The organism is Sphingobacterium olei, assembly GCF_005048855.1.
In the GTDB taxonomy this organism is placed as follows: domain Bacteria; phylum Bacteroidota; class Bacteroidia; order Sphingobacteriales; family Sphingobacteriaceae; genus Sphingobacterium; species Sphingobacterium olei.
Genome location: NZ_SUME01000001.1, coordinates 960,795 through 986,453, shown reverse-complemented (window position 1 = coordinate 986,453; position 25,659 = coordinate 960,795). Strand labels below are relative to the sequence as shown.

The window sequence follows — 25,659 nt, the reverse complement described above, 5'->3', positions numbered from 1 at the left end:
CTTTCTTTTTTTACTTTAATTTCAACGTGTATATCTGACCTTTTGAATTGGTTAAATATATATGTTTTCCAGACTTACTCTTTGCTATTGTGTTGAAACCCAGTGTAGAAATGGTTTTCCAATTCATTCCGCCATCAGCAGATAAATCTGTTCCGGAGGTTCCCGTGGTAATTACAGTATCTTTTGTAAGAAACAAAACATCTGATCTAAAACCTGAGACAGGTACCTGAGGTTTAATCCAATTTTTACCAGCATCCCGAGTAATTAACACGTTGTTTCTATTATCGTTATCCTGTAAATAATTCCCCCCAACAACTATCCCATTATACTGATCATAAAAATCGATAGCAAATATCCCTGTCGAAGAATTGCCGGACCAAATGGGGCAGTCAAATTTATCGACACGTAATTTTTTAGGGTCATAGTTGAAAAGACTGGAATATGTGCCGCCGGTACCAACATATAATACGCCATTTAGTAACTGAATAGAAGATCCGGATGCAGCGAAAGCCACTTCACCTTGGTCAGCAATGAGGTACATCTGATCGCTAATGTCTTTCCACGATTTACCCTTGTTGGTTGATTTAAGCAATTGAAAGCTTCCATCTAGCGGATCACCTAAAATATACCCTGTTTTACCCTCAAAATCTACAGCATCAAAAAAGACTTCGGGCCGCTCATCTGAAAATACCTTTTCCCAAGATTTTCCGGTATTTGTCGTACGAAGAACAACTGCCGGTGTACCTGCACTTATGATAAGTGCCTCCTTCGCGGAAAAAACTTTTATATCACGAAAATCTACTTCTCCATAGCCTCTCGGGTTAACCCAATTCCAGGTTTTTCCGGCATCTTTTGAATACCCAATGGTACCTTTGCTGCCCGAAACCCATATTACATCATCTCCAAATGTATCTAATCCACGAAAACTTACGCTATCCTTTTGTACCTGTAAAGTAAATGTCTGTGCATTACTGAAAGCGCATACAGAGAGCAAGATATAGCTCAATATTATACTTTTAATCATATTTTAATACTGTCATGATCTTAGTTTATGAAAACTGTAAACGTCCCATATTCTTCTAATAACGTCAACCTATTATGTTAATTCTGCTATTAGCTTATCAAACTCCGTCCGCAGCGTATGCAATTGTTCTTCAAGGATAGCTACCCTGTCTTCCAATACCTGAACCTGTGAATCATTATGATTCGCCATCTGCGGTACGTCGTAGTCTTCTTCATTTACTTCACCAAATAGATGAACAAATCGAGCTTCTTTTTGGCCCGGGCGTTTAGGCAACTGTTTTACATAAGCCGGTTCATCTGTACTCAATTTATTCAATAGCTCTTGCACTTCATCCAGTGTTTCAAATTCGTATAGTCTACCTGCATTGCTATTAATTTCACCAGTTGTAAGGGGACCACGTAAGATAAGAAGGCATAATGCAGCCAATTCGGAAGGAAGCAAGGGGAAATGAATGGCCAAATTGTGCTTATATTTAGTGACACGACTACCTCCACCAACTACCGTGGAAACCAAACCACGTTTTTTTAGCATATCTAAGGTTGTTATAATCGTGTTCTCATCGTATGAAACGACAGGTTTACGGGATGTTTTCTGATTACAAGCTGATTGTAAACTGTTGACTGTCATTGGGTAATACTCAGGGGTGGTCTTCGATTTTTCCAATAACGATCCCAATACACGTAATTCTTCAGCGGATAGTTGAGGTAATTCTTTTTTTTCTTCCATTTTAATAATAACAGTTATTCGAATTTCTAAGATAAGAATTATTTACTTCTTTGTATTTTCGCAAGAAATAAAAATAGTACTTTGTTAAAAATAGCTCATCATAAAGCATATATCCACTCATTGCCTGAAGGTCATCGCTTTCCTATGGTAAAATATGAATTGATCCCAGAACAATTATTGTATGAGGGATTGGTTACGCCTGAAAGCTTCTTTGAACCGGAGCTCGCTTCAAAAGAAACGGTTTGTTTGGCGCATGATGAATCTTATGTTGAAAGCTTATTACAGCTTCAATTGGATGCGAAGATGATTCGACGCATTGGCTTTCCATTATCTCAGGAATTGGTCGATCGAGAGCGCTATATTTTGGATGGGACTATTCGTTCGGCTATGTATGCACAACAATTTGGCATATCATTTAATACTGCGGGAGGAACACATCATGCCGGGTTTGATTTTGGAGAAGGATTCTGTTTACTGAACGATCAGGCTGTTGCCGCTTCTTACTTATATAGCCAGCATCTCGCTGATCGAATACTAATTATTGACTTGGATGTACACCAAGGTAATGGTACTGCTCATATTTTTAGAAACCATTCTGCAATATTTACATTTTCGATGCATTGTGACAAAAACTTTCCTTTTGTCAAAGAGCGTTCTTATCTAGACATTCCATTGGAAGGTGGCATCTCTGACGAAAGTTATTTGGCAATATTAAGACAACATTTGGATTATTTATTTGAGGAAATAAATCCTGATTTTGTATTTTACCAAGCGGGCGTAGATATTTTAGAAACAGACAAGTTGGGAAAACTTAAAATTTCGTCCCGAGGTGTGAGAAAACGCGACCAAATGATCCTACAAACCTGCTTTGACCGAAAAATACCTGTGCAAATCAGTATGGGAGGAGGTTATTCACCTCACATTAAAGATATTGTAAACGCACATGTCGGAACGTTTCGGACAGCAATAGATATATTTAGTTTTTAATTTTTACTTTGAACCATGTTTTTCCATCAAGACGCCGTATTTGAAAACCTATCCATTCATCATGTGGGAAATAAAACCAATGATGAATTTTATATATTGTCCGATAATCCAGTGGATTTAGCCGAGGATGAGATTCTTCCTGAGCTGTTAATGCATTATTTTATGAAGCCGTTTGCAAAGGCAAATGAGGTATACCGATTTTATCATCCAAATGAGGAACTCCAACTGAACGAACTGTACCACTTTGTACATAAATATTTTGAGGGAAAGATTCTTTTTCATGAATTTTCGCAGCAGGTCTCAAAGCACTTATATGAGGTATCTGAACATCCCAAAATCAAATCGGGAGAGGTGTATGTTGTTTCGTTGAAAAACGTGCAAATGGAGGGCGAAGAGCACGATGCCATTGGTATATTCAAATCAGAAAACAAAGAAACTTACTTAAAAGTACTACCGCAACAGGGTGGTTTTCAGTTGAATTATGAACAAGAGGCCATTAATATAAATAAATTAGATAAAGGCGTCGTTATCATAAATGATGAGGCAGAAGAAGGATATAAGGTATTGGTAATTGACCAAACGAATCAATCTGAGGCTGTATATTGGAAAGACGAATTTTTAAAAATAAAGTCGCGTAATGACAATTATCAGCAAACGGGCAACTTAATGAAGGTGTACAAGAATTTTGTAAATGAGAAGTTAGACGAAGTCTTTGAACTTGAGACTGCCGACAAAATTGACTTGCTAAATCGTTCGATGAACTATTTCAAAACAAAAGAAACATTTGATAAAGCTGAATTCGAAGAAGAAGTGATTGCTAACCCTAAGGCAGCAAGCTTGTTTGATGAATATAAACAAGCTTTTGCCGATGAATTTGATATGCCTTTCCAAACTAATTTTGATATCGCAAGTCCTGCTGTTAAAAAAATGCAGTCTTCCTATAAAAGCGTCATCAAACTGGATAAGAATTTTCATATCTATGTACACGGCAAAAGAGAATATCTCGAACAGGGATACGATGAAGATAAGGGAATGAATTATTACAAACTCTATTTTGAAAATGAAGGATAAATAATTCGCTAAGTAAAATAATAGGCATAGATATATGGTAATGGGTTCTTATAAAAGGTATTATTGGACAATTGGAATCCTATTGGCGCTCCAGTTTTTTTTATTTTTATTTAACCAAGATCCGCAAAGAGTAGAGTCTTATTATTCCAGAATTTTTTATCCTGTTTTTTCTTATTTGCCTGTTATTTTGTTTGCCTGGGTGCCATTTAGCATAGGGGATATTTTTTATGGATGCTGCATAATTACTGGTTTAATATTTTTATCCCTCTGTGTCAAATCGCTGTTTCAAAAAAATTACGCTATCGCTTATCGCAGGATTTTACAATTTTTGATATTCATTCTTTTTCTCTATACCTATTTTTATATAAGCTGGGGCACGAACTACTATCGGATACCTTTGGCACAGCACATGCACTTAAATGTAGAACAGGTTTCGCGGGCAGATCATCTGCATGTGTTGGAAAACTATATTTTACAGGCGAACGATTTACGTGAGGAATTGGATCTATCCTCTAAATCGAAAGAAATTGCGAATAAGGAATTAAGAGATTTGATGCATAATGATCAGGTATTTACATCCATACTATCTAAAACACAAGTTCACAGCAAAACGCCTTTATCTAGCGAATTGGTAAGCTACTTTACCGTTACGGGCTATTTCAACCCTTTTACACAGGAGGTTCACGTTAATCAAAACATTCCGATTCAATCTTATCCTTTTACGACCATTCACGAATTAGCACATCAAATGGGAATTGGATTTGAAGACGAATGTAATTTCATCGCTTTCCGTAAATTGGTGGATCACGAGAATGCTTGGTATCGCTATTCAGCTTATTATGAAGCAGTCCAATATTTATTAAGGCCTCTGTATAAAGATAAAGAATTGTACAAAAGCTACATCAGTAAACTTTCGCCATTGGTAAAAGCCGATCTGCTGGAGGAACGGGAATTTTGGAAACACTATTCGGGATGGATTGATCGTGTAGCAACGGTCTTTTATTCCGGCTATCTGAAACACAACAACCAACCGGAAGGTCTGGAACGCTATAGCATGATGGCGAAATTAGTAGTGGCTTGGGAACTACAAAATCAACAAAGGCATGATTTTTAAAATTTATTTATCCATTCCGCAAAGGTGTTCATAAATGAAGTTAAAAGTTCGACAGTTTTAGCATCGTTAAAATTCCCTTGTTCATCCAAACTGTTAGCGATGTCTCCCAAATACATTTCAGGTTGCTGCAAGGTCGGCATATCTAAAAATGTGAGGGATTGTCTAAGATGATGATTGGCTCCGAATCCACTGATATTTCCGATCGAAACACTAACTACAGCTGCGGGTTTTCCCTTCCAGGCATTCTGACCGTAAGGGCGTGATGCTACATCTAGCGCATTTTTTAATACACCGGGTACAGAACGATTATATTCTGGTGTGACGAATAGCACGGCATCAAGTGCTTTGATCTCTTTTCGGAGCCGGATATAACTTTCAGGACTTCCCTCTTCATCAAAATCCTGATTGTAGAGCGGTAAATCTCCAATCTCGAGCGTTTGAAATGTTAAGTGTTTTGGGGCGATGGTAGTCAGAAAATGCGCCACTTTTTTATTAAAAGAATCTTTACGTAAACTTCCTATTACTATACCTACTGTTTTCGTATTCATATCAATTGTTCTAGTTTTTGACCTCCCGGTATTAAAGAAGACGGGAGAAATTTTATTTGTCTATATAATATATAACAAATTATAGAATAAGAAGTTTGGGACAGGTAGGTGAACTTTATAAAAAATCCAGCGCCATTTAGGGCGCTGGACAAGAGTATTTATTTATCCTGCTACAGATAACAAATTATTTATTTTCCAATGCGATAGAGTTTACCTGCGTCTGTAATGCTATACAATGCTTCATCTTTACCCTGAATGATGTCTCTAAAGCGTTCTCCTTCACGGTCAAGTAACCGCTCTTCACCAACTACTTTGTTGTCTTTGATTACCATGCGGGCAATATGCGTACTGCTTAGACCGGTGATGAACAAATTATTTTTCCATTCAGGGATTGCAGAGCCTGTGTAAAAAGCAATTCCACTGGGCGATAAAACAGGATCCCAGTAATAAACAGGTTGCTCTAATCCATCTTGTTGTTGAATAGGAGGGGTTCCAATTTCTTTACCGCTATACTCCAATCCATAAGTAATTGTAGGCCAGCCGTAATTTTTACCTACTTCTACACGGTTTAGTTCATCACCTCCTCGTGGACCAAATTCGGTCTCCCATAGATCTCCTGTCTCTGGGTGAAATGCTAGCCCTTGCACATTACGATGTCCGTAGGAATATATTTCAGGTAAAGCGTCTGCTTGTCCAATAAACGGATTGCCTTCTACTGCCTTACCATCTGTTGTGATACGTAGTATTTTACCTAATCCTGCATTTAGATTTTGAGCCAACGGACGTGTTTCTTTGTCCGAACGCTCTCCTGTACTAACGAAAAGATGACCATTTTTATCAAACGTAATACGTCCTCCAAAATGTAAGTTTCCTTTATGAGCGGGGCCTGCCTGGTAAATTACAGTTGCGCCTTCGATGGATTTTTCGTCTGTTGATAATTTACCTTTGGCTACTGCAGTTAAGCTTCCGCCATCGACTGGTTGAGAAAACACCCAATATACCATTCGATTGCTTTCAAATTGCGGATCCAATGTTAATCCCAATAAGCCGCCCTGTCCAGAGGCGGCAACTTTAGGTATGCCCGTTATGCCTTCGCTAATTTCACCTGTAGATGATACAATACGCATAACACCTCCTTTTTCCGTTATAAGGAATCTTCCGTCAGGAAGTATGGCAATACCCCATGGTGATTTTAGACCTTCGGCAATAACCTTCCCTTCGAAAGCTGTTGAAGTTTTGACTCCTGCGATGCGTGTTTGGCCTTCAAATGCTGGTGGATAATTTGTATTCGGTTTGTTTTTTTCAACGGATGGATAAATACTATCGGCAAGCGCTGTATCAGCATGGTTTCCTTGTGCTTCACTTCCATTGCCGCAAGAGAGAACCGTAACAGAGGTTGATAAAAATAAAGCTGTTAATAGTTTGTTCATTTTTGTTGATATATGAGTTGATTTTCTACTAAAATACATATTTTTCTAAACTGTAATTATTAGTAATAAAAGAATTACGTTGTCAATTTCTATACCGTAAACAAAATAGAGCCGATGTTGTTTACAAATTAAGCAAATCACGTATTACAGGATTTGCCAAAAAAGCTAAAAAAACTTCTAAAGGGGATACGTTATCATTTATATCCGATAAAATCTTTTAATGGAATGTCTAATGTCTTTAGTTCGTTTACGATTAGTTCTGCTATTCTTCTAGCCCCAAATTCATTAAAATGCGTATTGTCAATTACACCCTTCGGATAATTAGGGTTTTGTAAGGGGGCCAACTGTAAAAATAGGTCTTTGGATCTTTCAGGACCTAATTGGCTCAAAAGCTGCATACTTGATTGTGAAACATCTATAAGCGATGTATTGGTAGTTCTAGCGACTTCTTTGGTAATACTGGCATATTCCGCGTGCGTATCAATTAAAATGTCATTTTCGAAACTGCGTCTAGCTACCGATGTTAAAAGTACAGGTGTTGCTTTTGCTTGACGGGTTTCATTGATATATCGGGATAGATTCACTTTAAATTCTTCAGGGGTTGTAGCGGATTTTTTAGTTGGTATTTCGTCATTATGTCCGAATTGGATAAAAACGTAGTCTCCTTCTTTGAGAGTTTCCTTTATTTTACTCCATCTACCTTCGTTAAGAAACGATTTGGTGCTTTTTCCGTTTCTAGCATGATTTTCGACGTGAATGTTTTTAGAGAAAAACCATTTAAAAGGTGTTCCCCAACCGGTTTCAGGGTATTTAGTACTATCTTTATCGGCCATTGTAGAATCGCCGACGAGATATATCGTAATTTTTTGATCCTGCTTATAAGCAGAAAATAATACAAACGTAAAAATAGATAGTAATAAGATTTTTAGATTTTTATTCATGTTTTATTTAAGTAAAAGTGCTTCTTTGTGATTTAAGATTTTCTTGTACGTCGGTGGGTCATTGGCAATCAAAACTTCGTGAAAAGGTGCCGGTATCATTACCTTATAATCCCTGTTCTCTATGGAAATAAAGAAGAGTGCACCGTGAACAACCTGATGCTCATCCACGATAAGCGTAAACTTCTTGGTGACATCATTGATGTTATTCGTCTTTTCAAGTTTTTTAATGATATGATCCATGTGCATTATTCTTCGTGAAATACTAAAATAGGTATTTCAGCGTGAAATGTAAGATTATTACTCAAACTAGATGAAAACAATCGATCGAAGAAACTGCGATTCCTTTTTACAATTGCCAATAGATCAATATTACTTTCTTTAATAAATCTGTTGATTGTATTTTCTACCGTATCTTCATTTTTTAAAAATGTAAATTCTAATTTACGATCGGGAAATAATTTGCTCCAGGATTCTCCGTAAAATAAGGCGTCTGCGGGATCTGAGTTATCTGTAATTACATTTGTACAATAAACAGTGGCATTTACTATTTTGGCTAAATCAAGAATCTCCTTTAATGCGGTTTGGTCTTTTTCTCTAAATAGGGTAGTAAAGGCAACTTTCTGTATGGCTGAATAGGCCGCTTTTGCGGGAACAGCCAATACCGGGGTTTTGATGTTTCGAATTACATTGACCGTATTCGATCCAATAAATTCTTTTCTAAAGCCGCTTGCACCATGTGTTCCCATAACGACTAGTGCAATATTTTCTTGCTGTACTGATTTCTTTACAGCCGCTACTACAGTCCCCTCCTCAAACAAAAAAACCATTTTGGAGTGATCTAAATTATGTTCTTGTGCCAGGTCATGTAATTGCGGAATTTGCTTTTTATAATAATCAAATTTTGTTAATTCAATTTGTTCATACACCTGTCCTAATAATTCAGGTTGACCGGCATGTGTGGCAGATAATACTGGAGAAATATAGGAATATAAGACATACAATTTGGTGTCCAATTGATTAGCTAATTGCAATGCATATAGAAAGGCATTGTTGGCTCCGTCAGAAAAGTCCGTTGAAAATAATATATTTTTCATCTGTATAAAATTGTTTTAAAGGTGATGAAGCTATCATGATTTTATTTATTCCACTATGTGATTTATTCGTGTTCGATGAATACTTGTTCATACTCATGGGTACTAACGGGGTTTGAAAAATCTTGATGGTTTCATGGCTCAAGGTTTTATTTTAGCTAAAAATACAAAAAATGAGAGATAAATAAGATGATTATTATCACCTAAAATAATAACAAAAATGATTAGACGTGTGTAGCAAAACGGCAAACAAACTCGTTTTCTGAAAAATATTATAGATTGTATGGTGATAATTTCGGCTATTGAGCATAAATTGCTTAACTTAAATCAATGAACGGATAATACCCGAGTGAAGATTTTGCCAAAATACTTGAAAAAAAACACACCGTTGTCTTTAAAGAAGGCCTTGGAGGAGTGCGTTGTGTCGGATACAGAACGGAGCAAATCTTTTATTTATAAAAAGTTTTACGGTTATTTGATGGCCGTGGCCCTCCGATATATACAAGAAGAAATGGACGCGGAAGATATAGTAAATGAGTCTTTTGTGAAAGTCTTCAGAAAGTTAAATGCTTTTAGTTTTCATGAAGAGGAGGAGGTTTTGGAAAAAACATTTAAAGCTTGGATAGCCCGAATTACTGTAAATACCTCAATCGATAAGTTGAGAGCAAAAAAAGAAATAGAGTCTATAGATGACGTTTCTGATAAAGAGCTGGTCCATCATGCTGTAATGGTGTCTACTAAACTCGAAGAACAAGACATACTGAAGCTACTTTACGAACTGCCCGAAATTCAACGTTCTATTTTCAATTTATATGAAATAGAAGGTTATTCGCATGAAGAGATCGGGAAATTACTCAATGTCCCGGAAAGTACTTCCCGGACTTATTTGACTCGTGCGAAAAGCAAATTACGAAAACTATACATGGATCAAGTGAGTGAATTACAAAATATACATCATTCTTAATATAATAATAGAATGAAAGAAAATAAAGATATAATAGATGAAATTGTAAATCGTTTACGATCCCAAAGGGATTACGATTACAAAGAGGGGGCTTGGGAGAAATTTCAAAGCAACCAACAACTCACGTCGGTTTCAAAAATGAGCGTGTACTATCGGTTAAGTGCTGCTGCTGCACTTATTATACTGGGCATTGGTGCTGTCTTATGGTTGAGAACTGCCCCCCCCGTTGCAGTAGACACGATTAATACAGTTGCAATGCAGCAGGATAATAATCTTACGGACATCCCGCTTACAAATAATACAACGTCAACACCAAAAGAGGCATTAGGTAATTTAGAAAATACCACACAAACTTATAGAGACAACGCATATAGTCTATCGGAGCCGGATGGCTTTGAGGGTAATAATAAACTAGTTTATATCCCTCAGCAGTATGAAGAACGGATTGAAAATATAATCGATGGAATCGATTATAAACATTTACCGAATACAGATTTGAACATAAAGTCGATTTCATATAATAGCAAAGAATTTAGTTCGAGTAGTTCTGTACCTACAGATAATATGATATTAGTATCGTCGTCCGCTCCACTCATAAATCTAAGTTTAAAGGAAGTTGAGAACAGACCTAATCAATCTTTCATGCGACTCAACGAAAGATTTGATTTGGGATTATTTGTCTCTCCAAATTCTACTGCGGATAAAATGAATGTAGGTGGAGGTTTGTTGGTGGCCTATAACTTAAATAAAAAGATAAGTCTTCGTACGGGAGCATCTTATAATACGTATGAAATGGGGGTTTTAAAAAATCCTACTGTTGAAAGTAGTGCGGAAACCGTTGCAGTAAGTGAAGAGAAGAATTCATTAGCCGGAGCGAGTCAATCCAGTTTACAAAGAAGCGTGGTTCTTCCTAATGTGAATGCCGTCACCGGAAAAGTCCAATCTTTAGATATTCCAGTGGAATTGAAATATAATTTTAATACTTCTTTATATGCAGCCGCGGGCGTTTCTTATTCTGCTATCTTGAATCAGGAACGTAGTGCGCATTATGTAGAAAATATTAATAACGAGACATTTGCTAATGGTTATCCGGAAAATAGAGAACAGATTTCCAAAAGTACACAAGCGGTGACACGCACCGTCAAATCTGCTGAAACGAATGTGAATTCCAACGGTTTTAATGGGTTTGTGATTATGTCTGTCGGCAAGAAAGTAAATATCGGCAACAAATTTGGTGTCTCTGTAGAACCATATTTCAAAATTCCGGTTGGCGAATACCGTCGTGCGGATATGGACTACACCAATGGTGGAATCCGATTAATGACAACGTTTTAAATTTGATCGATTCGGACCCAGCTCATTCCTGCGGCGATAGCACCCTGTACTCCAGGATCACCGTCTTCCAAGACGATACAGTTTTCGGGTGCTATACCTAGATTTTGTGCTGTGAGGGTAAAAGGTTGATGGGAGGGTTTCCCCAAAGAGGTATCACCTGCACATACTAAAGTTTCATATCGACCGACTACATCAATTACATCTAACGTAATCGCTAATGTGCTACGCGTTCCCCCGGATACTATTCCAATTTTTTTAGTATGCTCAAAATCCAATAATATTTGGCGAACAAACTCAATCGGTTTAGTTTTTGAAACGTATCTTTCGATGAAAATGGCCGATTTTCTCTTGGCAAATACAGCAAAGTCAAAATCTACACCATACCGAACTGATATTTCTTTTGCGACAGCTATAGTCGGCCATCCTGCCGTTTCATCAATTAAATCCGGATCAAGAATAAGTCCGTATTCAAGTGCTGCAGCGACATAGGACGCCTTATGGGCATCTATATTATCCGCTAATGTGCCATCTACATCAAATAAGAGTGCTTCATAGGGTTCAACGATTTTTTTTAGGGTATTGTACTTTTCTATTTCCTGGTGTGTCATGTAATACTATTTTTTGTGTCAATGCCTCTAAACCTTAAGATTGCCGCGCCCTCGCTTCTCGGGCTCGCAATGACGCTACCGTTAATACTAACACGTCACTGCGAGGAGGCACGACGCGGCAGTCTCCACCCACCTGGTAAATGTTATTTCGTTGTACTACGGCGTTTCTTTTCTTTTATAATCAAGCTAAGTTCTCTACCAGTTTGACCTTTGGCAGATGAATTTTCCTGTGCTCTCCTAAATAAATAAGGCATTACGGATTTCACCGGTCCATAAGGCATATATTTTGCGACATTATAATTTGATGCCCCTAAATTAAAAGATAGATTATCGGACATACCCAACAATTGGGCAAAAAACACATTGGGATGATTATGAGGGATATGACGTTTATCCATTTCTTCGGCTAATAGCAAACAGCTCGCATCGTTATGTGTGCCGGCCATTAATCCTATACGATCAATATGATCAAGGCAGAATAGGATTGCTTGGTTATAATCTATATCACTCGCTTCTTTTGTTGGTTGAATAGGAGAAGGGTACTCTTTTTCTGTGGCACGTTCTCTTTCGATTTCCATATAAGCTCCTCGTACTATTTTGGCTCCAATATGAAAATTTTGTACCTCAGCATATGCAAAATCAGCTTTCAGCGATGCAAGTTTGTCGTGTCTATACAATTGGTATGTGTTGTATACGATGGCATTTTGTTTATTGTATTTTTCCATCATATCGCGTGCGATATCGTCGATGGTATCTTGTATCCAGGAATGCTCTGCATCTATTAATACCCGAATACCAGCTTCATAACAAGCTTTACATATTTGATCGCATCTATTTAATAATCGTCTATATTCAGCAGTTTCTTCCAAATTTAATGTCTCTTTAGCATCTATTTTTGCTAATAAATCAAATCTTCCTACACCTGTTGGCTTGAATACGCAAAATGATATCAGTGGATTTTGTTTAGCATACGCTACTGTTGATAAAATTTCCTGACAGGTTGCATCAAAATTTTCTTCTGATTCTTCACCCTCTACAGAATAATCTAGAATTGTCGTTACATTTCCTTTTCCCAATTCCTGGATTGAATCTGCACAACCGCGAATAGTTTCACCTCCACAAAATTGTTTATAAATTGTATTTCGGATAATTCCTTGAATAGGAAGACCGATACGCAAAGAAAAATTTGTTATTGGTGTTCCTATTTTTATAAGCGTACTATTGGCGACCATTTTAAAAAGCCAGTATGCTCTTTCTAAATCTTTATCACTCTTATTTTTAAAAGCGATTTCGGTATTATCGAAATTCAGTTTCGCCTTGTTTTCTTGCGCTATCATTATGAGTATAGATTATTTTGCAAAAGTATGGATTTATCATCTTAATATTTCTTAAAAAAGCATTTTTTATACGATATAAGTGTACTTTTGTCTATGCAAACGTTTACATTAGAAGGGGAATTTATTCCGCTGATTCAATTATTAAAAGCGCTCAATTGGGTAGAACACGGAGGAATGGCTCAACGCATGGTGGAAGAAGGGCTTGTAAAGTATAATGGAGAAGTTGATTTTCGAAAAAGACTGAAGGTCCGTCGCGGAGATGTGATCGAATTCGAAGGTAGGCAAGTTGAAATCATTTAAAAATTATATCTTTATCGCTCAATTTTAATTTATGCAAACTTTAGAAAGTTTAGGTTATACAGTTTTTTTTGAAGAGGATCTTTCTTCTTTAGAAAATTTCATTTTTCAACGTCAATATTCTCAGATACTCATCTTAGTAGATCGGAATACGAATGATCATTGTTTACCTGTTTTACAGGCTGCAATACCTTCTATTACAGATTATGATATTATTGAAATTGATCCAGGAGAGGAAAATAAAAATATTGATTTTTGTATTGGTGTATGGAAAACTATGTTAGATTTTGGAGCAGACCGCAAAGCATTGATGATCAATTTGGGGGGTGGTGTAGTAACGGATATGGGCGGATTTGCAGCCTCTACGTTTAAGCGGGGGATTGATTTTATTCAAATTCCGACGACACTCTTGTCTCAGGTAGATGCCTCCGTAGGTGGTAAGACAGGTATTGATCTTGACAATGTAAAAAATATCATCGGTACCTTTACGCAGCCTCAAGCGGTATTTATTAGTGCTAAGTTTTTAGAGACATTAGATGAGCGACAAATACGTTCAGGATTTGCTGAAATAATCAAACATGGACTAATTCAGGACAGCGGTCTTTATGAGAAATGTAAGGATGTAAATTTGAATGATATCGACACATCGTTGATAAAACGCTCTGTAGAAATTAAGAATAATGTTGTCCTTAAAGATCCTACTGAAAAAGGACTTCGTAAGATATTAAATTTTGGACACACAATAGGGCATGCTATCGAGGGGTACTCCTTGTACAATGATAGCAATCCGCTGCTGCACGGAGAAGCAATTGCGATTGGGATGATCTGTGAGGGTTTCTTATCTTATAAATTAAACGGTTTGTCAGGAGAGGAGCTGGAGGATTTAACGACTTTATTCTTAGAGAGATATACGCCTTATACTTATACTTCAGATCAATATGATAGCTTTATCGAACTCATGAAAAACGACAAGAAGAATGAAGACAATAAAATAGGTTTTGCGTTATTAAAAGAAATCGGTCATGCAGAATACAACATCTATGTAAATAGGGATGATATCGTAGAAGCATTAAATTATTATCTTTCTAAAACCAAATAAATGATGGCGAGAATATATTCACTTTGCACATTACTTTGTTGTTTTTTCCTTACGGATGCTTGGGCTCAAAAAAACAAGAAAGTATTGATCTTTTCAAAGACCACAGAATTTAGGCACCAGAGTATCGAGAAGGGTGTGCTGACCGTGGAGAAATTGTTAAATGATCAGCATATTGGAACTTTTCATAGCGAAGATGAAAGTATTTTCAATGCAAAAAACTTAGCTAACTACGATGCGATTTTATTTTTGAGTACTACCGGGAATCTTTTTAACAGTCAACAGAAGGAAGATATTCGAAATTTTATCCGTTCGGGCAAAGGTTTTGTGGGAATTCATGCCGCATCGGATACGGAGTATAATTGGCCTTGGTATGGAGGGCTGGTTGGTGGCTATTTTGCGAGTCATCCAGCTGTACAAGAGGCTAAAATTGATGTTCTAAATCGAAAACATTTATCTACACAGCATCTGCAAAAAGTATGGTTTCATAAAGACGAATGGTATGATTTCAAGGATGTGAAAGAAGGCCTTCATATTTTGATGGCCTTAGATGAAACCAGTTATAAAGGAGGGAAAATGGGAAAATTCCATCCTATAGCATGGTTTCAAGAATATGACGGTGGAAGATCATTTTATACGGGATTAGGCCATACGGAAGAATCTTTTGATTCCGAATTATTCCAAAAACATATTTTGGGTGGTGTGCAATATGTGCTCAAATTAAAATAAATGCCATATTCGCAGATTTGCAAATCTGCGAATTGGCGATATGTAATTCTAATGTTCTAATTGGCTATTAATCAATTCTTCGGCTTCTAATAGAATTCGTTTCTTCTTTACATTATCAGCTTGGATATAGTTTAAAAAGCTTGGATCCCGTACGATATCTTTAACCAGTATACATTGATTTTTTAGTAAAACAGCTTTATCTTGTTGATTGAGCGTGGTAAGGCAAGTAATTGGATATTCCCCATTACTATCTACCCGAGCTTTAATGCTACTTTCCTTTGGGTAATCCCAAGACAGTAAGTTTAATTTATAATATTCCCCAAAACGTATAGAATCACTGGTGAGGTATGCGTTTGTCACGAGCCAACCTTCGGCAATTTCATGCTTTTTATTGAAAAAACTATAGGTTAATCCAGATATATCTTTTAGACGGGACATAAAATACATAGGAGTCGTCACGGAAATCTTTGCATTGGTATCGTTTCTAAATTTGCACTCCACTGCGAGTAGATTTTCATTCCGAAGAGCTATTACGTCTATTTCGTGTGATACGGCATGACCTCTCAAAGTTTGACCCGTCATTGTCTGACAGCCATCTTCTTGAAATAGGCGAGCTATCCATTTCTCAAAATAGAAACCTTCAGGCCCCAACTCCCGCAATGCATTTTTTAAGCTGTATCTTGCAGCATAAGACTGTCTTAGATTTTTCAAAAAATCAAAAGCAAGTTGGTAAAGTTTTTTCGTAGGAATTCCATCATATAATTCGTTATTGATCGCTTTAAAAACGTTATCTACTTCGTCGTCATTGGCACCCGAACGTGAAAGTGAGTTTCTCAGGCTATCTGGATCAAAAGAAACTAGTTCGCCGGAATGTTTTTTTACTTGCATAAGTCTTTTTTATAAATTTTGTAACGCCTTTCAAACATAATGATTTTCTTGTTGTTTATTAAAAAAAGGAATGTTGATCATGAATGGTATATTAAATTTAGCTTTTGATAAAATAAAACGAAAAGTAGAGGATAATTGTAGCGACGGAAATGTCGGAGCCTCTGAACGTGTCTTATCTGTAATATCTGGTGGGTTAATATTGGGTATAGGGGTAAAGCAACTGTTTAAAAGTCCAATTTCTGCAATTTCTGGAATTACACTGGGAGGTGCTTTAGTTTATAGAGGTGTTACCGGACATTGTACAGTGAAGAGCGCGATTGAAAAAGTAACGGAAAAAGAGGACGTAACTGTTATCGAACATCGGTACTTTGTGAAGTAATTAAGTCCAGATATTTTGTGAAGTAATTAAATTATCATAATTTAGTGATTGTAGAGTTGACATTTATTGTTAGCTCTATTTTTATTTGCTATAATATCCATATATTTAAATTATGTATCCTGAAACTTGTAAGTCCTTTGTTGCCATCGATTGTATTATTTTTGGTTTTGACGGGGAAGATGTTAAATTATTACTAATTCATAGGGGATTTGAACCTCTTAAAGATCAATGGAGTTTAATGGGGGGCTTTATCGAAGAGACGGAGAGTCCCGATGAAGCAGCAATTCGGGTTCTTAAAAAATTAACTGGACTCGAAGATGTATATATGGAACAAATGGATGTGTTTGGTAACCCTAATCGTGATCCATATGGCAAAACTATTAGTATTTGTTATTTTGCATTAATTGACATCCAGAAATATAAGCATCAGATTATCAACGATTATAGAGCTGCTTGGTTTTCTTTAAAGGAAGTACCTAACTTAATTCTTGACCATAATGATATGGTGGCTGCGGCACGCAATCGTCTTAAATATAAAGCAGCTCTACATCCGATATTATTCGAACTATTGCCGGATAAATTCACAATTCCCCAAATAATGTCGTTATATGAAGGTGTGTACGATATTATTTTGGACAAACGTAACTTTAACAGGAAGCTCATTTCAACGAAACTGTTAGTCAAGACAAGTGAAAAAGATAAGTTGAATTCAAAAAAAGGAGCCTATTACTTTAAACTTAACGCTGATATTTACAAAGAAAAATTTAGTGCTTTTATAAACTTTATTCCCAATCCTAATTAAAATTTTATAGATAATATTTGTATGATGACGTATTAAACGTTATCTTGACACGAATTAAAGTAAACCTGTTATTTTAACATTTAATAGAATGATTTCAAATTATGTGATTGGAGTGGATTACGGTACAGATTCTGTACGATCGGTATTCGTTGACGCTTCCAATGGAACGGAGCTGGCGGCTTCTGTTTTTTACTACCCGAGGTGGAAAAAAGGGTTATACTGCATGCCTATTGCAAGTCAATTCAGGCAACATCCGCTTGACTATATAGAAGGGTTGGAAACAACCATTAAAGATTGTATAAAGCAAGTTGGTCAAGATGCGGCACATGCCGTCAGAGCGATCTCTATCGATACAACCGGTTCAACTCCCATAGCGGTTAATAAAGCAGGCGTACCACTGTCTTTAATGCCCGAATTTGGTGAAAATCCAAATGCCATGTTTGTATTATGGAAAGACCATACCGCGATAAAAGAAGCGGATGAAATAAACAGCTGTGCACAGGAATACGGCGGTGATTACCTTCGATATGTGGGGGGGATTTATTCTTCTGAATGGTTTTGGTCAAAGTTTTTGCATGTATTGCGAGTTGACGAGGAAGTGAAAGCACACACGTATACGTTTGTAGAGCAATGCGATTGGATACCTTTTCTACTAACAGGTGGTTCAGATGCGGATGAAATCAAACGAGGTGTATGCTCTGCAGGCCATAAGGGGTTATGGTCGGCTAATTTTGGAGGCTACCCACCAAATGATTTTTTCAAGAATATCGATCCGCTATTGGATGGTTTTGTTGATCGCATTTCCGAAAAGACGTATACAGCGGCGGAATCCGCGGGAACTATTTCTGCCGAATGGGCTGATCGGTTGGGGTTACCTGCAACTGTACAGATAGGAATAGGAGCTTTCGATGCCCATATGGGTGCAGTCGGAGGCCAGATTGAACCTTACTATTTAAGTAAGGTCATGGGAACATCGACTTGCGACATGATGGTTATTCCTAAAGAGGAATTTGGCGACACGTTGGTAAAAGGTATATGCGGTCAAGTTGATGGATCCGTTATTCCAGCTATGGTGGGTTTGGAGGCCGGTCAATCCGCTTTTGGAGATGCCTATGCCTGGTTTAAAAATATATTAATTCAACCACTGCAGTTGATACACGCGGACCCGAAGATTATAGACGAATTGAATGCGAATTTGCTTGTCGAATTGAGTAAGAAGGCCAGTGAACTGGAAGTAACGTCCAATTTACCTTATGCTATTGACTGGTTTAACGGGCGCCGTACACCGGACGCCAACCAAAATCTAAAGGGAGCTATCTACGGTTTACATTTAGGAACTGACGTTGTACAGATTTTTAGAGCTATTGTAGAATCTACCTGTTTTGGCGCGAGAAAGATTGTAGACAGATTCCGCAGTGAAGGGGTAGAAGTCCGCGGACTAATCGGCCTAGGTGGGGTTGCCCGGAAGTCTTCTTTTATCATGCAAATGATGGCAGATGTGATGAATATGCCCATCAAAATACACAGATCGGAACAGACTTGTGCAATTGGCGCTGCGATGTTTGCTGCTACGGTAGCCGGAATTTATCCTAATGTGGAGAAAGCGATGCAACACATGGGGCAAGGTTTCGATAAGGAATATTTTCCAAATGCGGACTGCCATGATATCTATGAGAAACGGTATAAAAATTACCTGGATACAGGCAGTTCTTTAGAAAAAATATAAAATTAATTTGAGATATGAGTGTTTATCAAAAGATAAAACAGGAAGCATTCGAATGCAATATGCAGCTCCCCAAACTAGGTTTGGTTTTGTTCACTTTTGGAAATGTAAGCGTCGTAGATCGGGAGCGGAAGGTGTTTGCTATCAAACCAAGCGGCGTACCGTACGAAGACCTTTCGCCGGAAAAAATGGTTATTGTGGATTTTGATGGAAATGTGATCGAAGGTGAGTTGAGACCCTCTTCCGATACACTTACGCATGCCGTATTATATAAGCATTGGGAGGGAATAGGTGGAATCGTACACACCCATTCTACCTATGGTACAGCTTGGGCACAGGCGCAGCGTGATATTCCGATATTTGGTACAACTCATGCTGATCATCTAACAACAGATATCCCGTGTGCACCACCGATGGCAGATGACATGATTGAAGGAGATTATGAGTACCAGACAGGTTTTCAGATCATGGACCATTTTTCAGCAAACGAATTGGATTATAAGGAAGTGGAAATGGTATTAGTCGGTAATCATGCACCATTTACTTGGGGAAAGGATGGTCACAAAGCTGTCTACAACAGTGCTGTTCTGGAAACCGTGGCGCAAATGGCGCTGCTAACGGAACAAGTTAATCCCAATGCGCCTCGTCTGAAAGATTCTTTGATTAAAAAGCACTTTGAACGTAAACACGGTCCTGATTCATATTATGGACAATCTTAATTAGTAAAATTTTTAGTAAAAATGACAGAAATGAATAAATTACAAGTTTGGTTTATCACAGGTAGCCAGGACTTATATGGACCGGAAACTTTGGCACAAGTTGCAAAGCATGCGGAAGAAGTTGCAAATTATTTTAACGATTCACAGATCATACCTGTTCAAGTAATCTATAAACCTATCGTAAAAAATACAGAAGAAATTTACGATACGATTCTTGCTGCAAATACAGATAAAAATTGTATTGGTATCATCACTTGGATGCATACATTTTCTCCGGCTAAGATGTGGATCCGGGGGTTAAATATCTTAAATAAACCATTGTTGCATTTACATACGCAGTACAATAGGGATATTCCGTGGTCTACTATGGACATGGATTTTATGAATCTTAATCAATCCGCGCATGGTGACCGTGAGTTTGGCTTTATCGTCTCCCGCCTCCGCATTAACCGAAAAGTGGTTACCGGACATTGGCAGGATGAGGAGGTGTCTAATAAAATCAATGTCTGGGCGAGAGCCGCGGCCGCTTGGCATGACTGGCAAGGTGCAAAATTCGTGCGTTTTGGTGATAATATGCGGTACGTCGCCGTTACCGATGGAGATAAAGTGGAAGCGGAAAGTAAATTTGGTTTCTCTGTAAACACCTATGCCGTTGGTGATTTAGTAAAAGTGATTAATGATGTGACCGATCAAGAGGTTGCGGCGCTCGTGGCAGCCTATGAAGCGACTTATATTTTAGCAGAGAATGTAAAAGAGGGTGGAGTTAATAGACAAAATATTCTTGATGCAGCAAAAATTGAATTGGGGCTCACTAAGTTTTTAGAATCAGGTGGTTATAAAGGGTTTACAGACACATTTGAAGATTTGCATGGCTTGATACAATTGCCAGGTCTTCCTGTACAGCGATTGATGGAAAAGGGGTACGGTTTTGCAGGGGAGGGTGATTGGAAAACTCCAGCTTTAGTACGTGCCTGTAAAGTAATGGCGGAAGGCTTTGAAGGTGGCAACGCATTTATGGAAGATTATACCTATCACTTTGACCCGAATAATTCCATGGTTTTGGGATCGCATATGTTAGAAGTGGATCCATCTCTATCATTAGAGAAGCCACGGTTAGAGGTACACCCTTTAGGAATCGGAGGGAAAGCTGATCCAGCCCGTCTGGTATTCAATGCTAGCGCTGGCCCCGCCTTAAATGCGTCTTTGATCGATATGGGTAATAGATTTAGATTAGTTGTAAATACGGTTGACGCCGTTGAGGTAAAGGAAGACTTACCCAAATTACCGGTAGCTCGCGTTTTATGGAAGCCTCTTCCGGATATGAAAACAGCTTGTACGGCTTGGATTTATGCCGGGGGAGCTCATCATACCGTTTTCAGCCAAAACTTGACGATGGAATATTTTGAAGACTTTTCGAGAATGGCGGATATTGAATTGGTGAAGATTGATGCGAATACATCACTTGCCAATTTTGAAAATGAACTAAAATGGAGTGAGGTGTATTATAAAACGATCAAATAACTAAGTAATTTATAAACCTAATGGAAAAATTTGCATTAATTGATTATGTAATTTTCTTTATCTATTTCTTCGTAGTAGCGGGCTATGGGTATTGGATTTACAGAAAAAAGACCAGTAAGGATCAAACCAGTCAGGATTATTTTCTGGCCGAGGGTTCTTTGACGTGGTGGGCGATAGGAGCGTCTCTCATTGCTTCTAACATTTCCGCAGAACAATTCATCGGGATGAGCGGTAATGGCTTTGAGGTGGGGATCGCTGTAGCGGCTTATGAATGGATAGCGGCCATAGCGTTAATTATTGTAGCGGTATGGTTTATTCCGGTTTATCTTAAAAATAAGATATTCACTATGCCCCAGTTCCTCAATAGACGATATAATGAGACGACAAGCCTTATTATGTCTATATTTTGGTTATTCCTATACATTTTTGTCAACTTAACCTCCATCCTTTATTTAGGTGCAATTGCAATCGATAACCTAGCTGGTGGAGGTAGTTTTCATTTAATAATTATTCTTATTTCAATTTTTGCAATTGTCATTACATTAGGTGGAATGCGTGTAATCGGTTTTACTGATGTAATCCAAGTGGTGGTGCTTATTATTGGTGGCGTAGCTACGACTTACATTGCGTTACAACTTGTAAGTCAGCATTTCGGTTTAGGGAATGATGTCTTGGCCGGTTTTACGCAGTTAATGAAAGATTCACCCGAACATTTTAAGCTAATTATTGATAAGCCAACTGAAAATTCCACACAGGAGGAGATTAACAAGTATTTAATGCTTCCGGGTATTGGGATGTATTTGGCGGGTATTTGGATCGTTAACCTCAATTATTGGGGATGTAACCAGTACATTACGCAAAGAGCCTTAGGCGCAAACCTTAAAACGGCGCGTACAGGTATTTTATTTGCAGGTTTCTTAAAGCTATTCATGCCTGTGATTGTGATGTTGCCGGGTATTGCAGCGTATGTATTGTACAAAAATGGCGCATTGCAGGAAGAAATGGCGCCTAATGGTGTTTTTCGTGCAGATAATGCTTACGCAGCGATTCTAGGTTTTCTGCCGGATGGTATCAAGGGATTGTCACTAGCGGCCTTAACAGCAGCTATTGTTGCCTCCTTAGCGGGAAAAGCAAATAGTATTGCTACTATTTTTACTATGGACATCTACAAGAAATACATGAACAGAGAAGCATCCGATAGAAAGTTAGTAAACATAGGAAAGGCAACCGTCATTGTTTCCATTGCCGTTTCCGTAATATTTACTTGGGATGATCTGTTGGGTATCGGCGGTGAGGGAGGCTTTACGTTTATCCAAAAATATACAGGATTCATCAGTCCAGGTGTACTGGCAATGTTCTTGCTCGGTATGTTCTGGAAAAGGACAACCGGAGCTGCAGCAATTACAGGCTTGATTATGGGATTCTTACTCTCTGTTTTGTTTAACAACTATGCGCCGGCCCTGTTTGGTAATGATACATTACTATATACAGCTTATCCAAATTCCAAAGGTGGATATGAAATACCGTTTCAAATCTGTATGGGCTTAGCTTTCGCGTTTACAGTGCTTACGATGGTAATTGTAAGTTTAGCCGGACCGAAGATAAATCCTAAAGCATTTGTGATCGATACTAAGATGTTCAGAGTCGAGCCATCTGTTATGGTCATGATTGTATTGACAATTCTCATTATCGGTGCGCTTTACGTAAAGTTCTGGTAATTGAAGAAATATTGATATTTTTAACGGGTAGCATATAAAATGCTACCCGTTTTTTATTCGTAAAAGTTTAGTTAAAGTATGCTAATGAAAAAGAAAGTAGTTGTTTTTACGGGAGCCGGAATTTCCGCTGAAAGTGGTTTACAGACGTTTCGTGGTCAAGATGGACTGTGGGAAGGATATAATCTGGAAGAAGTAGCTACTCCAGAAGCTTGGAATCGTGATCCAGCGCTCGTGCAGCGCTTTTATAACTTAAGAAGATCTGCTTGCCGGAAGGCACTTCCGAATGATGCACATAAAGCTCTAGTGGCCTTAGAAGATAAATATGACGTAGTAGTCATTACGAAGAATATCGACGACCTACATGAAAGGGCAGGTAGTAGGAAAGTACTGCATTTGCATGGCGAGATCATGAAGTCTCAGTCTTCAAAAAATCCAAAACTCGTTTATCCTATTACTGGCGATAGCCTAGAAATGGGGCAGCTTTGTGAGCTTGGTACACAACTTCGTCCGCATGTCGTTTGGTTTGGTGAAGCCGTTCCTAATATTGAGCCTGCTATCAGGCTTGTTTCAGAGGCAGTTATCTTTATCGTAGTGGGCACCTCACTCCAGGTTTATCCCGCAGCGAATCTGGTATACGAGACAAGTGAGAATTGCGAAATCATAGTAATCGATCCAAATGCAGATAACTTTAAGGTCCCTTCTAATACGCGCGTTATTAAAGTTAATGCTTCGATAGGCGTGCCGGATTTGGTAAAAAAACTGACCAAATAAAATTTGGTTATTATATATAAATATTTGAAGTTCAATTGTCTGTGCCATTTATGTCAATGGCAAATATAAGCGCTTTTAAAGATGCTTTTTTTATAAAAGAGGTATAACCAAATTAAATTTGGTTATACATGAATTTTAAAAATAATAAACTAGTTATAAGTCGTTTATGAGTTTTGAGTGAATTATTTATTCATATCGGTTATATGCTTCAATGAAATGCGTTCGCATAGCCGAAAAATTCTCCAACACCTGGTCTATAAAAGTTTCATCCAAAAATTCGAATACTCCATTTACGCCTCCGATCACATCTGTTTCTGCTAATTTATACGATTGTTCGAGAATGCCCTGTTCGAATTTGATAATAAATTTTTGATTCATCCCGAAGATTGATATTTTGCAGTCGGGGTGAGGAAGTTCGGCAAGTATACGCATATGTTTATTTTTTTTTAGACAACACCTTGTGACTTCATTGCTTCCGCAACCTTAATGAAGCCTCCGATATTAGCGCCTTTTAAGTAATTGATATAACCATTCTCTTCGTTACCATATCGAACACATGTCTTATGGATATTTTGCATAATCGTTTTTAATCGACCATCCACCTTTTCTGTATGCCACTGAAGGCCTATCGAGTTTTGAGACATTTCCAATCCTGATACAGCGACGCCGCCGGCGTTAGCCGCTTTTCCCGGACCAAAGAGAATTTTAGCTTTATGAAAAGCTTTGATGGCACCAGTAGTAGAAGGCATATTCGCACCTTCAGCTACTATTTTACAGCCGTTTTTTATCAATCTTGACGCATCGTTATCATTCAATTCGTTTTGTGTAGCGCATGGTAATGCGATATCACATTTAAATTGCCAAGGGGTTTCTTTGGGATAGAAAGAAGCTGATTTATATTTTTTTGCAAACTTCGCCAAATCTCTTCCCAGTATACTGATATAATTAAGTTTTTCAATTGTGAAACCTTCTGTGTCATAAATAGTGCCTGTACTATTTGATAGCGTAATGACTTTGGCACCAAGCTGAATTGCTTTTTCAGCGGCATAATATGCGACATTACCTGCTCCAGAAATTGCTACCAATTTACCAATTATACTTTCTTCTCTGTGAACTAGCATACATTCCACAAAGTATAAGAGACCGTATCCTGTCGCCTCTGGCCGAATATAGGAACCACCCCAATTGATGCCTTTACCTGTCAATACGCCTGTAAAATTATTCTGAAGACGTTTGTATTGACCGAACAAATATCCTATTTCACGTCCGCCTACACCAATATCCCCAGCAGGAACATCGGTATCAGCTCCAATATGACGGTATAACTCTGTCATAAAAGATTGGCAAAAGCGCATGATTTCGTGATCAGACTTACCTTTTGGATCAAAATCAGAACCGCCTTTACCACCGCCGATAGGTAGACCCGTTAAACTATTTTTAAAAACTTGCTCGAAAGCCAAAAATTTTAAGATACTCAGATTAACGTTTGGTGCAAATCGCAAACCTCCTTTATAAGGGCCAATAGCACTATTCATTTGGACACGATATCCTCTATTAATTTGAATCTGATTGTTATCGTCCAACCAGTTTACCCGAAACGAAATCACTCGTTCTGGTTCAACAATACGTTCTAAAATTTTTAAATCTATTAACTCGGGATGATCTGTATTAACATAGGGTATCAAATCTTCCGTTACCTCTGTTACAGCTTGTAAAAACTCGGGCTCATAGGGATTACGTTCTTCTACGTGCTTGATAAAACTTTTAAGGGTTAGCGACATTTTTTAAGGAATTTTTATTAAAATACAGGCGAATTTACTAAAAATTCATTTTATAAACT

27 protein-coding genes are annotated in these 25,659 nt (G+C 37.8%); 15 read left to right on the top strand and 12 right to left on the bottom strand.

The annotated features are described in order from the left end of the window. Nucleotides 1–10 precede the first annotated feature (10 nt). Complete coding sequence (locus FAZ15_RS04260) at nucleotides 11–1,024, bottom strand: WD40/YVTN/BNR-like repeat-containing protein (RefSeq protein ID WP_136900044.1); 1,014 nt, start codon at nucleotides 1,022–1,024, stop codon at nucleotides 11–13. A gap of 72 nt (nucleotides 1,025–1,096) precedes the next feature. Beyond that, entirely contained in the window at nucleotides 1,097–1,750 is a 654-nt protein-coding gene (locus tag FAZ15_RS04255; protein ID WP_136900043.1) for a YceH family protein, read from the bottom strand. Between the two features lie 81 nt (nucleotides 1,751–1,831). Here FAZ15_RS04255 and FAZ15_RS04250 point away from each other — a divergent pair, with 81 nt between their 5' ends. Genes FAZ15_RS04250 through FAZ15_RS04240 form a run of 3 tightly spaced genes read left to right on the top strand, consistent with a single transcriptional unit; the run spans nucleotide 1,832 to nucleotide 4,922 of the window. Next, nucleotides 1,832–2,737, top strand: a complete 906-nt coding sequence (locus tag FAZ15_RS04250) for a histone deacetylase family protein (protein WP_238387148.1) — start codon at nucleotides 1,832–1,834, stop codon at nucleotides 2,735–2,737. 15 nt (nucleotides 2,738–2,752) lie between these two features. Beyond that, nucleotides 2,753–3,808 (top strand): nucleoid-associated protein, encoded by a 1,056-nt coding sequence (locus tag FAZ15_RS04245; RefSeq protein WP_136900042.1) that lies wholly within the window; start codon nucleotides 2,753–2,755, stop codon nucleotides 3,806–3,808. Between the two features lie 34 nt (nucleotides 3,809–3,842). Then, nucleotides 3,843–4,922 carry a DUF3810 domain-containing protein gene (locus tag FAZ15_RS04240; protein ID WP_136900041.1) on the top strand — a complete coding sequence of 360 codons (1,080 nt, stop codon included), beginning with the start codon at nucleotides 3,843–3,845 and terminating at the stop codon, nucleotides 4,920–4,922. On the opposite strand, the gene FAZ15_RS04235 is transcribed toward FAZ15_RS04240, so the two are convergent. From FAZ15_RS04235 to FAZ15_RS04215, 5 genes are all read right to left on the bottom strand, one after another. Then, entirely contained in the window at nucleotides 4,919–5,470 is a 552-nt protein-coding gene (locus FAZ15_RS04235) for an NADPH-dependent FMN reductase (RefSeq protein ID WP_136900040.1), read from the bottom strand. The two genes, FAZ15_RS04240 and FAZ15_RS04235, sit on opposite strands and share 4 nt — an antisense overlap. Nucleotides 5,471–5,658: 188 nt before the next feature. After that, nucleotides 5,659–6,900 carry a PQQ-dependent sugar dehydrogenase gene (locus FAZ15_RS04230; RefSeq protein ID WP_136900039.1) on the bottom strand — a complete coding sequence of 414 codons (1,242 nt, stop codon included), beginning with the start codon at nucleotides 6,898–6,900 and terminating at the stop codon, nucleotides 5,659–5,661. A 194-nt stretch (nucleotides 6,901–7,094) separates the two neighbouring features. Next, the gene (locus FAZ15_RS04225; RefSeq protein WP_136900038.1) at nucleotides 7,095–7,841 is read right to left on the bottom strand and encodes a rhamnogalacturonan acetylesterase; all 747 of its coding nucleotides are present in this window, start codon (nucleotides 7,839–7,841) and stop codon (nucleotides 7,095–7,097) included. A 3-nt stretch (nucleotides 7,842–7,844) separates the two neighbouring features. Continuing rightward, the gene (locus tag FAZ15_RS04220; RefSeq protein ID WP_136900037.1) at nucleotides 7,845–8,081 is read right to left on the bottom strand and encodes a hypothetical protein; all 237 of its coding nucleotides are present in this window, start codon (nucleotides 8,079–8,081) and stop codon (nucleotides 7,845–7,847) included. 5 nt (nucleotides 8,082–8,086) lie between these two features. Then, nucleotides 8,087–8,935: a universal stress protein gene (locus FAZ15_RS04215; RefSeq protein WP_136900036.1), complete on the bottom strand. Its 849-nt coding sequence runs from the start codon at nucleotides 8,933–8,935 to the stop codon at nucleotides 8,087–8,089. A 385-nt stretch (nucleotides 8,936–9,320) separates the two neighbouring features. Here FAZ15_RS04215 and FAZ15_RS04210 point away from each other — a divergent pair, with 385 nt between their 5' ends. Both FAZ15_RS04210 and FAZ15_RS04205 read left to right on the top strand, forming a co-directional pair. Next, on the top strand, nucleotides 9,321–9,896 hold the full coding sequence (locus FAZ15_RS04210; RefSeq protein ID WP_238387147.1) for an RNA polymerase sigma factor: 576 nt from the start codon (nucleotides 9,321–9,323) through the stop codon (nucleotides 9,894–9,896). Between the two features lie 12 nt (nucleotides 9,897–9,908). Next, nucleotides 9,909–11,231 (top strand): outer membrane beta-barrel protein, encoded by a 1,323-nt coding sequence (locus FAZ15_RS04205; protein WP_136900034.1) that lies wholly within the window; start codon nucleotides 9,909–9,911, stop codon nucleotides 11,229–11,231. Here FAZ15_RS04205 and FAZ15_RS04200 read toward each other — a convergent pair. Both FAZ15_RS04200 and FAZ15_RS04195 read right to left on the bottom strand, forming a co-directional pair. Beyond that, the gene (locus tag FAZ15_RS04200) at nucleotides 11,228–11,839 is read right to left on the bottom strand and encodes an HAD family hydrolase (RefSeq protein WP_136900033.1); all 612 of its coding nucleotides are present in this window, start codon (nucleotides 11,837–11,839) and stop codon (nucleotides 11,228–11,230) included. The genes FAZ15_RS04205 and FAZ15_RS04200 overlap by 4 nt on opposite strands. 143 nt (nucleotides 11,840–11,982) lie before the next feature. Then, nucleotides 11,983–13,176 (bottom strand): proline dehydrogenase family protein, encoded by a 1,194-nt coding sequence (locus tag FAZ15_RS04195; RefSeq protein WP_136900032.1) that lies wholly within the window; start codon nucleotides 13,174–13,176, stop codon nucleotides 11,983–11,985. Nucleotides 13,177–13,269: 93 nt separating this feature from the next. Between FAZ15_RS04195 and FAZ15_RS04190 the strand changes: the two genes are divergently transcribed. The 3 genes from FAZ15_RS04190 to FAZ15_RS04180 are packed head-to-tail and all read left to right on the top strand — an operon-like array spanning nucleotide 13,270 to nucleotide 15,298. Beyond that, complete coding sequence (locus FAZ15_RS04190) at nucleotides 13,270–13,476, top strand: RNA-binding S4 domain-containing protein (RefSeq protein ID WP_136900031.1); 207 nt, start codon at nucleotides 13,270–13,272, stop codon at nucleotides 13,474–13,476. 31 nt (nucleotides 13,477–13,507) lie between these two features. After that, nucleotides 13,508–14,572 carry a 3-dehydroquinate synthase gene (gene aroB, locus FAZ15_RS04185; protein ID WP_136900030.1) on the top strand — a complete coding sequence of 355 codons (1,065 nt, stop codon included), beginning with the start codon at nucleotides 13,508–13,510 and terminating at the stop codon, nucleotides 14,570–14,572. Then, the gene (locus FAZ15_RS04180; RefSeq protein ID WP_238387146.1) at nucleotides 14,573–15,298 is read left to right on the top strand and encodes a ThuA domain-containing protein; all 726 of its coding nucleotides are present in this window, start codon (nucleotides 14,573–14,575) and stop codon (nucleotides 15,296–15,298) included. A 48-nt stretch (nucleotides 15,299–15,346) separates the two neighbouring features. Here the strand turns inward: FAZ15_RS04180 and FAZ15_RS04175 are convergent, their stop codons facing one another. Beyond that, entirely contained in the window at nucleotides 15,347–16,186 is an 840-nt protein-coding gene (locus FAZ15_RS04175; protein ID WP_136900029.1) for an ATP cone domain-containing protein, read from the bottom strand. A 79-nt stretch (nucleotides 16,187–16,265) separates the two neighbouring features. Between FAZ15_RS04175 and FAZ15_RS04170 the strand changes: the two genes are divergently transcribed. The 7 genes from FAZ15_RS04170 to FAZ15_RS04140 all read left to right on the top strand — a co-directional run bounded on the left by FAZ15_RS04170 (nucleotide 16,266) and on the right by FAZ15_RS04140 (nucleotide 23,819). Then, nucleotides 16,266–16,565, top strand: coding sequence for a YgaP family membrane protein (locus tag FAZ15_RS04170; protein WP_136900028.1), 300 nt, complete (start codon nucleotides 16,266–16,268; stop codon nucleotides 16,563–16,565). 112 nt (nucleotides 16,566–16,677) lie between these two features. Continuing rightward, a complete protein-coding gene (locus FAZ15_RS04165) occupies nucleotides 16,678–17,367 on the top strand; it encodes an NUDIX hydrolase (protein ID WP_136900027.1) in 690 nt (229 codons plus the stop codon). Between the two features lie 88 nt (nucleotides 17,368–17,455). After that, nucleotides 17,456–19,093 (top strand): ribulokinase, encoded by a 1,638-nt coding sequence (locus FAZ15_RS04160; protein WP_136900026.1) that lies wholly within the window; start codon nucleotides 17,456–17,458, stop codon nucleotides 19,091–19,093. A gap of 14 nt (nucleotides 19,094–19,107) precedes the next feature. Further along, entirely contained in the window at nucleotides 19,108–19,809 is a 702-nt protein-coding gene (locus FAZ15_RS04155; RefSeq protein WP_136900025.1) for an L-ribulose-5-phosphate 4-epimerase, read from the top strand. Between the two features lie 30 nt (nucleotides 19,810–19,839). After that, nucleotides 19,840–21,330 (top strand): L-arabinose isomerase, encoded by a 1,491-nt coding sequence (gene araA, locus FAZ15_RS04150; protein WP_238387145.1) that lies wholly within the window; start codon nucleotides 19,840–19,842, stop codon nucleotides 21,328–21,330. Between the two features lie 20 nt (nucleotides 21,331–21,350). Next, complete coding sequence (locus FAZ15_RS04145) at nucleotides 21,351–23,048, top strand: sodium:solute symporter family transporter (protein ID WP_136900023.1); 1,698 nt, start codon at nucleotides 21,351–21,353, stop codon at nucleotides 23,046–23,048. A gap of 84 nt (nucleotides 23,049–23,132) precedes the next feature. After that, nucleotides 23,133–23,819 (top strand): SIR2 family NAD-dependent protein deacylase, encoded by a 687-nt coding sequence (locus FAZ15_RS04140; RefSeq protein WP_202912306.1) that lies wholly within the window; start codon nucleotides 23,133–23,135, stop codon nucleotides 23,817–23,819. 186 nt (nucleotides 23,820–24,005) lie between these two features. Here FAZ15_RS04140 and FAZ15_RS04135 read toward each other — a convergent pair whose 3' ends face one another. Beyond that, the gene (locus FAZ15_RS04135) at nucleotides 24,006–24,251 is read right to left on the bottom strand and encodes a hypothetical protein (protein ID WP_136900021.1); all 246 of its coding nucleotides are present in this window, start codon (nucleotides 24,249–24,251) and stop codon (nucleotides 24,006–24,008) included. Nucleotides 24,252–24,265: 14 nt separating this feature from the next. Next, complete coding sequence (gene gdhA, locus FAZ15_RS04130) at nucleotides 24,266–25,600, bottom strand: NADP-specific glutamate dehydrogenase (RefSeq protein ID WP_136900020.1); 1,335 nt, start codon at nucleotides 25,598–25,600, stop codon at nucleotides 24,266–24,268. Nucleotides 25,601–25,659 lie beyond the last annotated feature (59 nt).

Coding starts and splice junctions, on each gene's coding strand:
- FAZ15_RS04220 (WP_136900037.1), bottom strand. CDS start 8,081: ATGGATCATATCATTAAAAAACTTGAAAAGACGAATAACATCAATGAT.
- FAZ15_RS04165 (WP_136900027.1), top strand. CDS start 16,678: ATGTATCCTGAAACTTGTAAGTCCTTTGTTGCCATCGATTGTATTATT.
- FAZ15_RS04260 (WP_136900044.1), bottom strand. CDS start 1,024: ATGATTAAAAGTATAATATTGAGCTATATCTTGCTCTCTGTATGCGCT.
- FAZ15_RS04195 (WP_136900032.1), bottom strand. CDS start 13,176: ATGATAGCGCAAGAAAACAAGGCGAAACTGAATTTCGATAATACCGAA.
- FAZ15_RS04205 (WP_136900034.1), top strand. CDS start 9,909: ATGAAAGAAAATAAAGATATAATAGATGAAATTGTAAATCGTTTACGA.
- FAZ15_RS04155 (WP_136900025.1), top strand. CDS start 19,108: ATGAGTGTTTATCAAAAGATAAAACAGGAAGCATTCGAATGCAATATG.
- aroB (WP_136900030.1), top strand. CDS start 13,508: ATGCAAACTTTAGAAAGTTTAGGTTATACAGTTTTTTTTGAAGAGGAT.
- FAZ15_RS04140 (WP_202912306.1), top strand. CDS start 23,133: ATGAAAAAGAAAGTAGTTGTTTTTACGGGAGCCGGAATTTCCGCTGAA.
- FAZ15_RS04245 (WP_136900042.1), top strand. CDS start 2,753: ATGTTTTTCCATCAAGACGCCGTATTTGAAAACCTATCCATTCATCAT.
- FAZ15_RS04190 (WP_136900031.1), top strand. CDS start 13,270: ATGCAAACGTTTACATTAGAAGGGGAATTTATTCCGCTGATTCAATTA.
- FAZ15_RS04230 (WP_136900039.1), bottom strand. CDS start 6,900: ATGAACAAACTATTAACAGCTTTATTTTTATCAACCTCTGTTACGGTT.
- FAZ15_RS04235 (WP_136900040.1), bottom strand. CDS start 5,470: ATGAATACGAAAACAGTAGGTATAGTAATAGGAAGTTTACGTAAAGAT.
- FAZ15_RS04175 (WP_136900029.1), bottom strand. CDS start 16,186: ATGCAAGTAAAAAAACATTCCGGCGAACTAGTTTCTTTTGATCCAGAT.
- FAZ15_RS04225 (WP_136900038.1), bottom strand. CDS start 7,841: ATGAATAAAAATCTAAAAATCTTATTACTATCTATTTTTACGTTTGTA.
- FAZ15_RS04170 (WP_136900028.1), top strand. CDS start 16,266: ATGAATGGTATATTAAATTTAGCTTTTGATAAAATAAAACGAAAAGTA.
- FAZ15_RS04145 (WP_136900023.1), top strand. CDS start 21,351: ATGGAAAAATTTGCATTAATTGATTATGTAATTTTCTTTATCTATTTC.
- FAZ15_RS04215 (WP_136900036.1), bottom strand. CDS start 8,935: ATGAAAAATATATTATTTTCAACGGACTTTTCTGACGGAGCCAACAAT.
- araA (WP_238387145.1), top strand. CDS start 19,840: ATGAATAAATTACAAGTTTGGTTTATCACAGGTAGCCAGGACTTATAT.
- FAZ15_RS04160 (WP_136900026.1), top strand. CDS start 17,456: ATGATTTCAAATTATGTGATTGGAGTGGATTACGGTACAGATTCTGTA.
- gdhA (WP_136900020.1), bottom strand. CDS start 25,600: ATGTCGCTAACCCTTAAAAGTTTTATCAAGCACGTAGAAGAACGTAAT.
- FAZ15_RS04135 (WP_136900021.1), bottom strand. CDS start 24,251: ATGCGTATACTTGCCGAACTTCCTCACCCCGACTGCAAAATATCAATC.
- FAZ15_RS04200 (WP_136900033.1), bottom strand. CDS start 11,839: ATGACACACCAGGAAATAGAAAAGTACAATACCCTAAAAAAAATCGTT.
- FAZ15_RS04240 (WP_136900041.1), top strand. CDS start 3,843: ATGGTAATGGGTTCTTATAAAAGGTATTATTGGACAATTGGAATCCTA.
- FAZ15_RS04180 (WP_238387146.1), top strand. CDS start 14,573: ATGATGGCGAGAATATATTCACTTTGCACATTACTTTGTTGTTTTTTC.
- FAZ15_RS04255 (WP_136900043.1), bottom strand. CDS start 1,750: ATGGAAGAAAAAAAAGAATTACCTCAACTATCCGCTGAAGAATTACGT.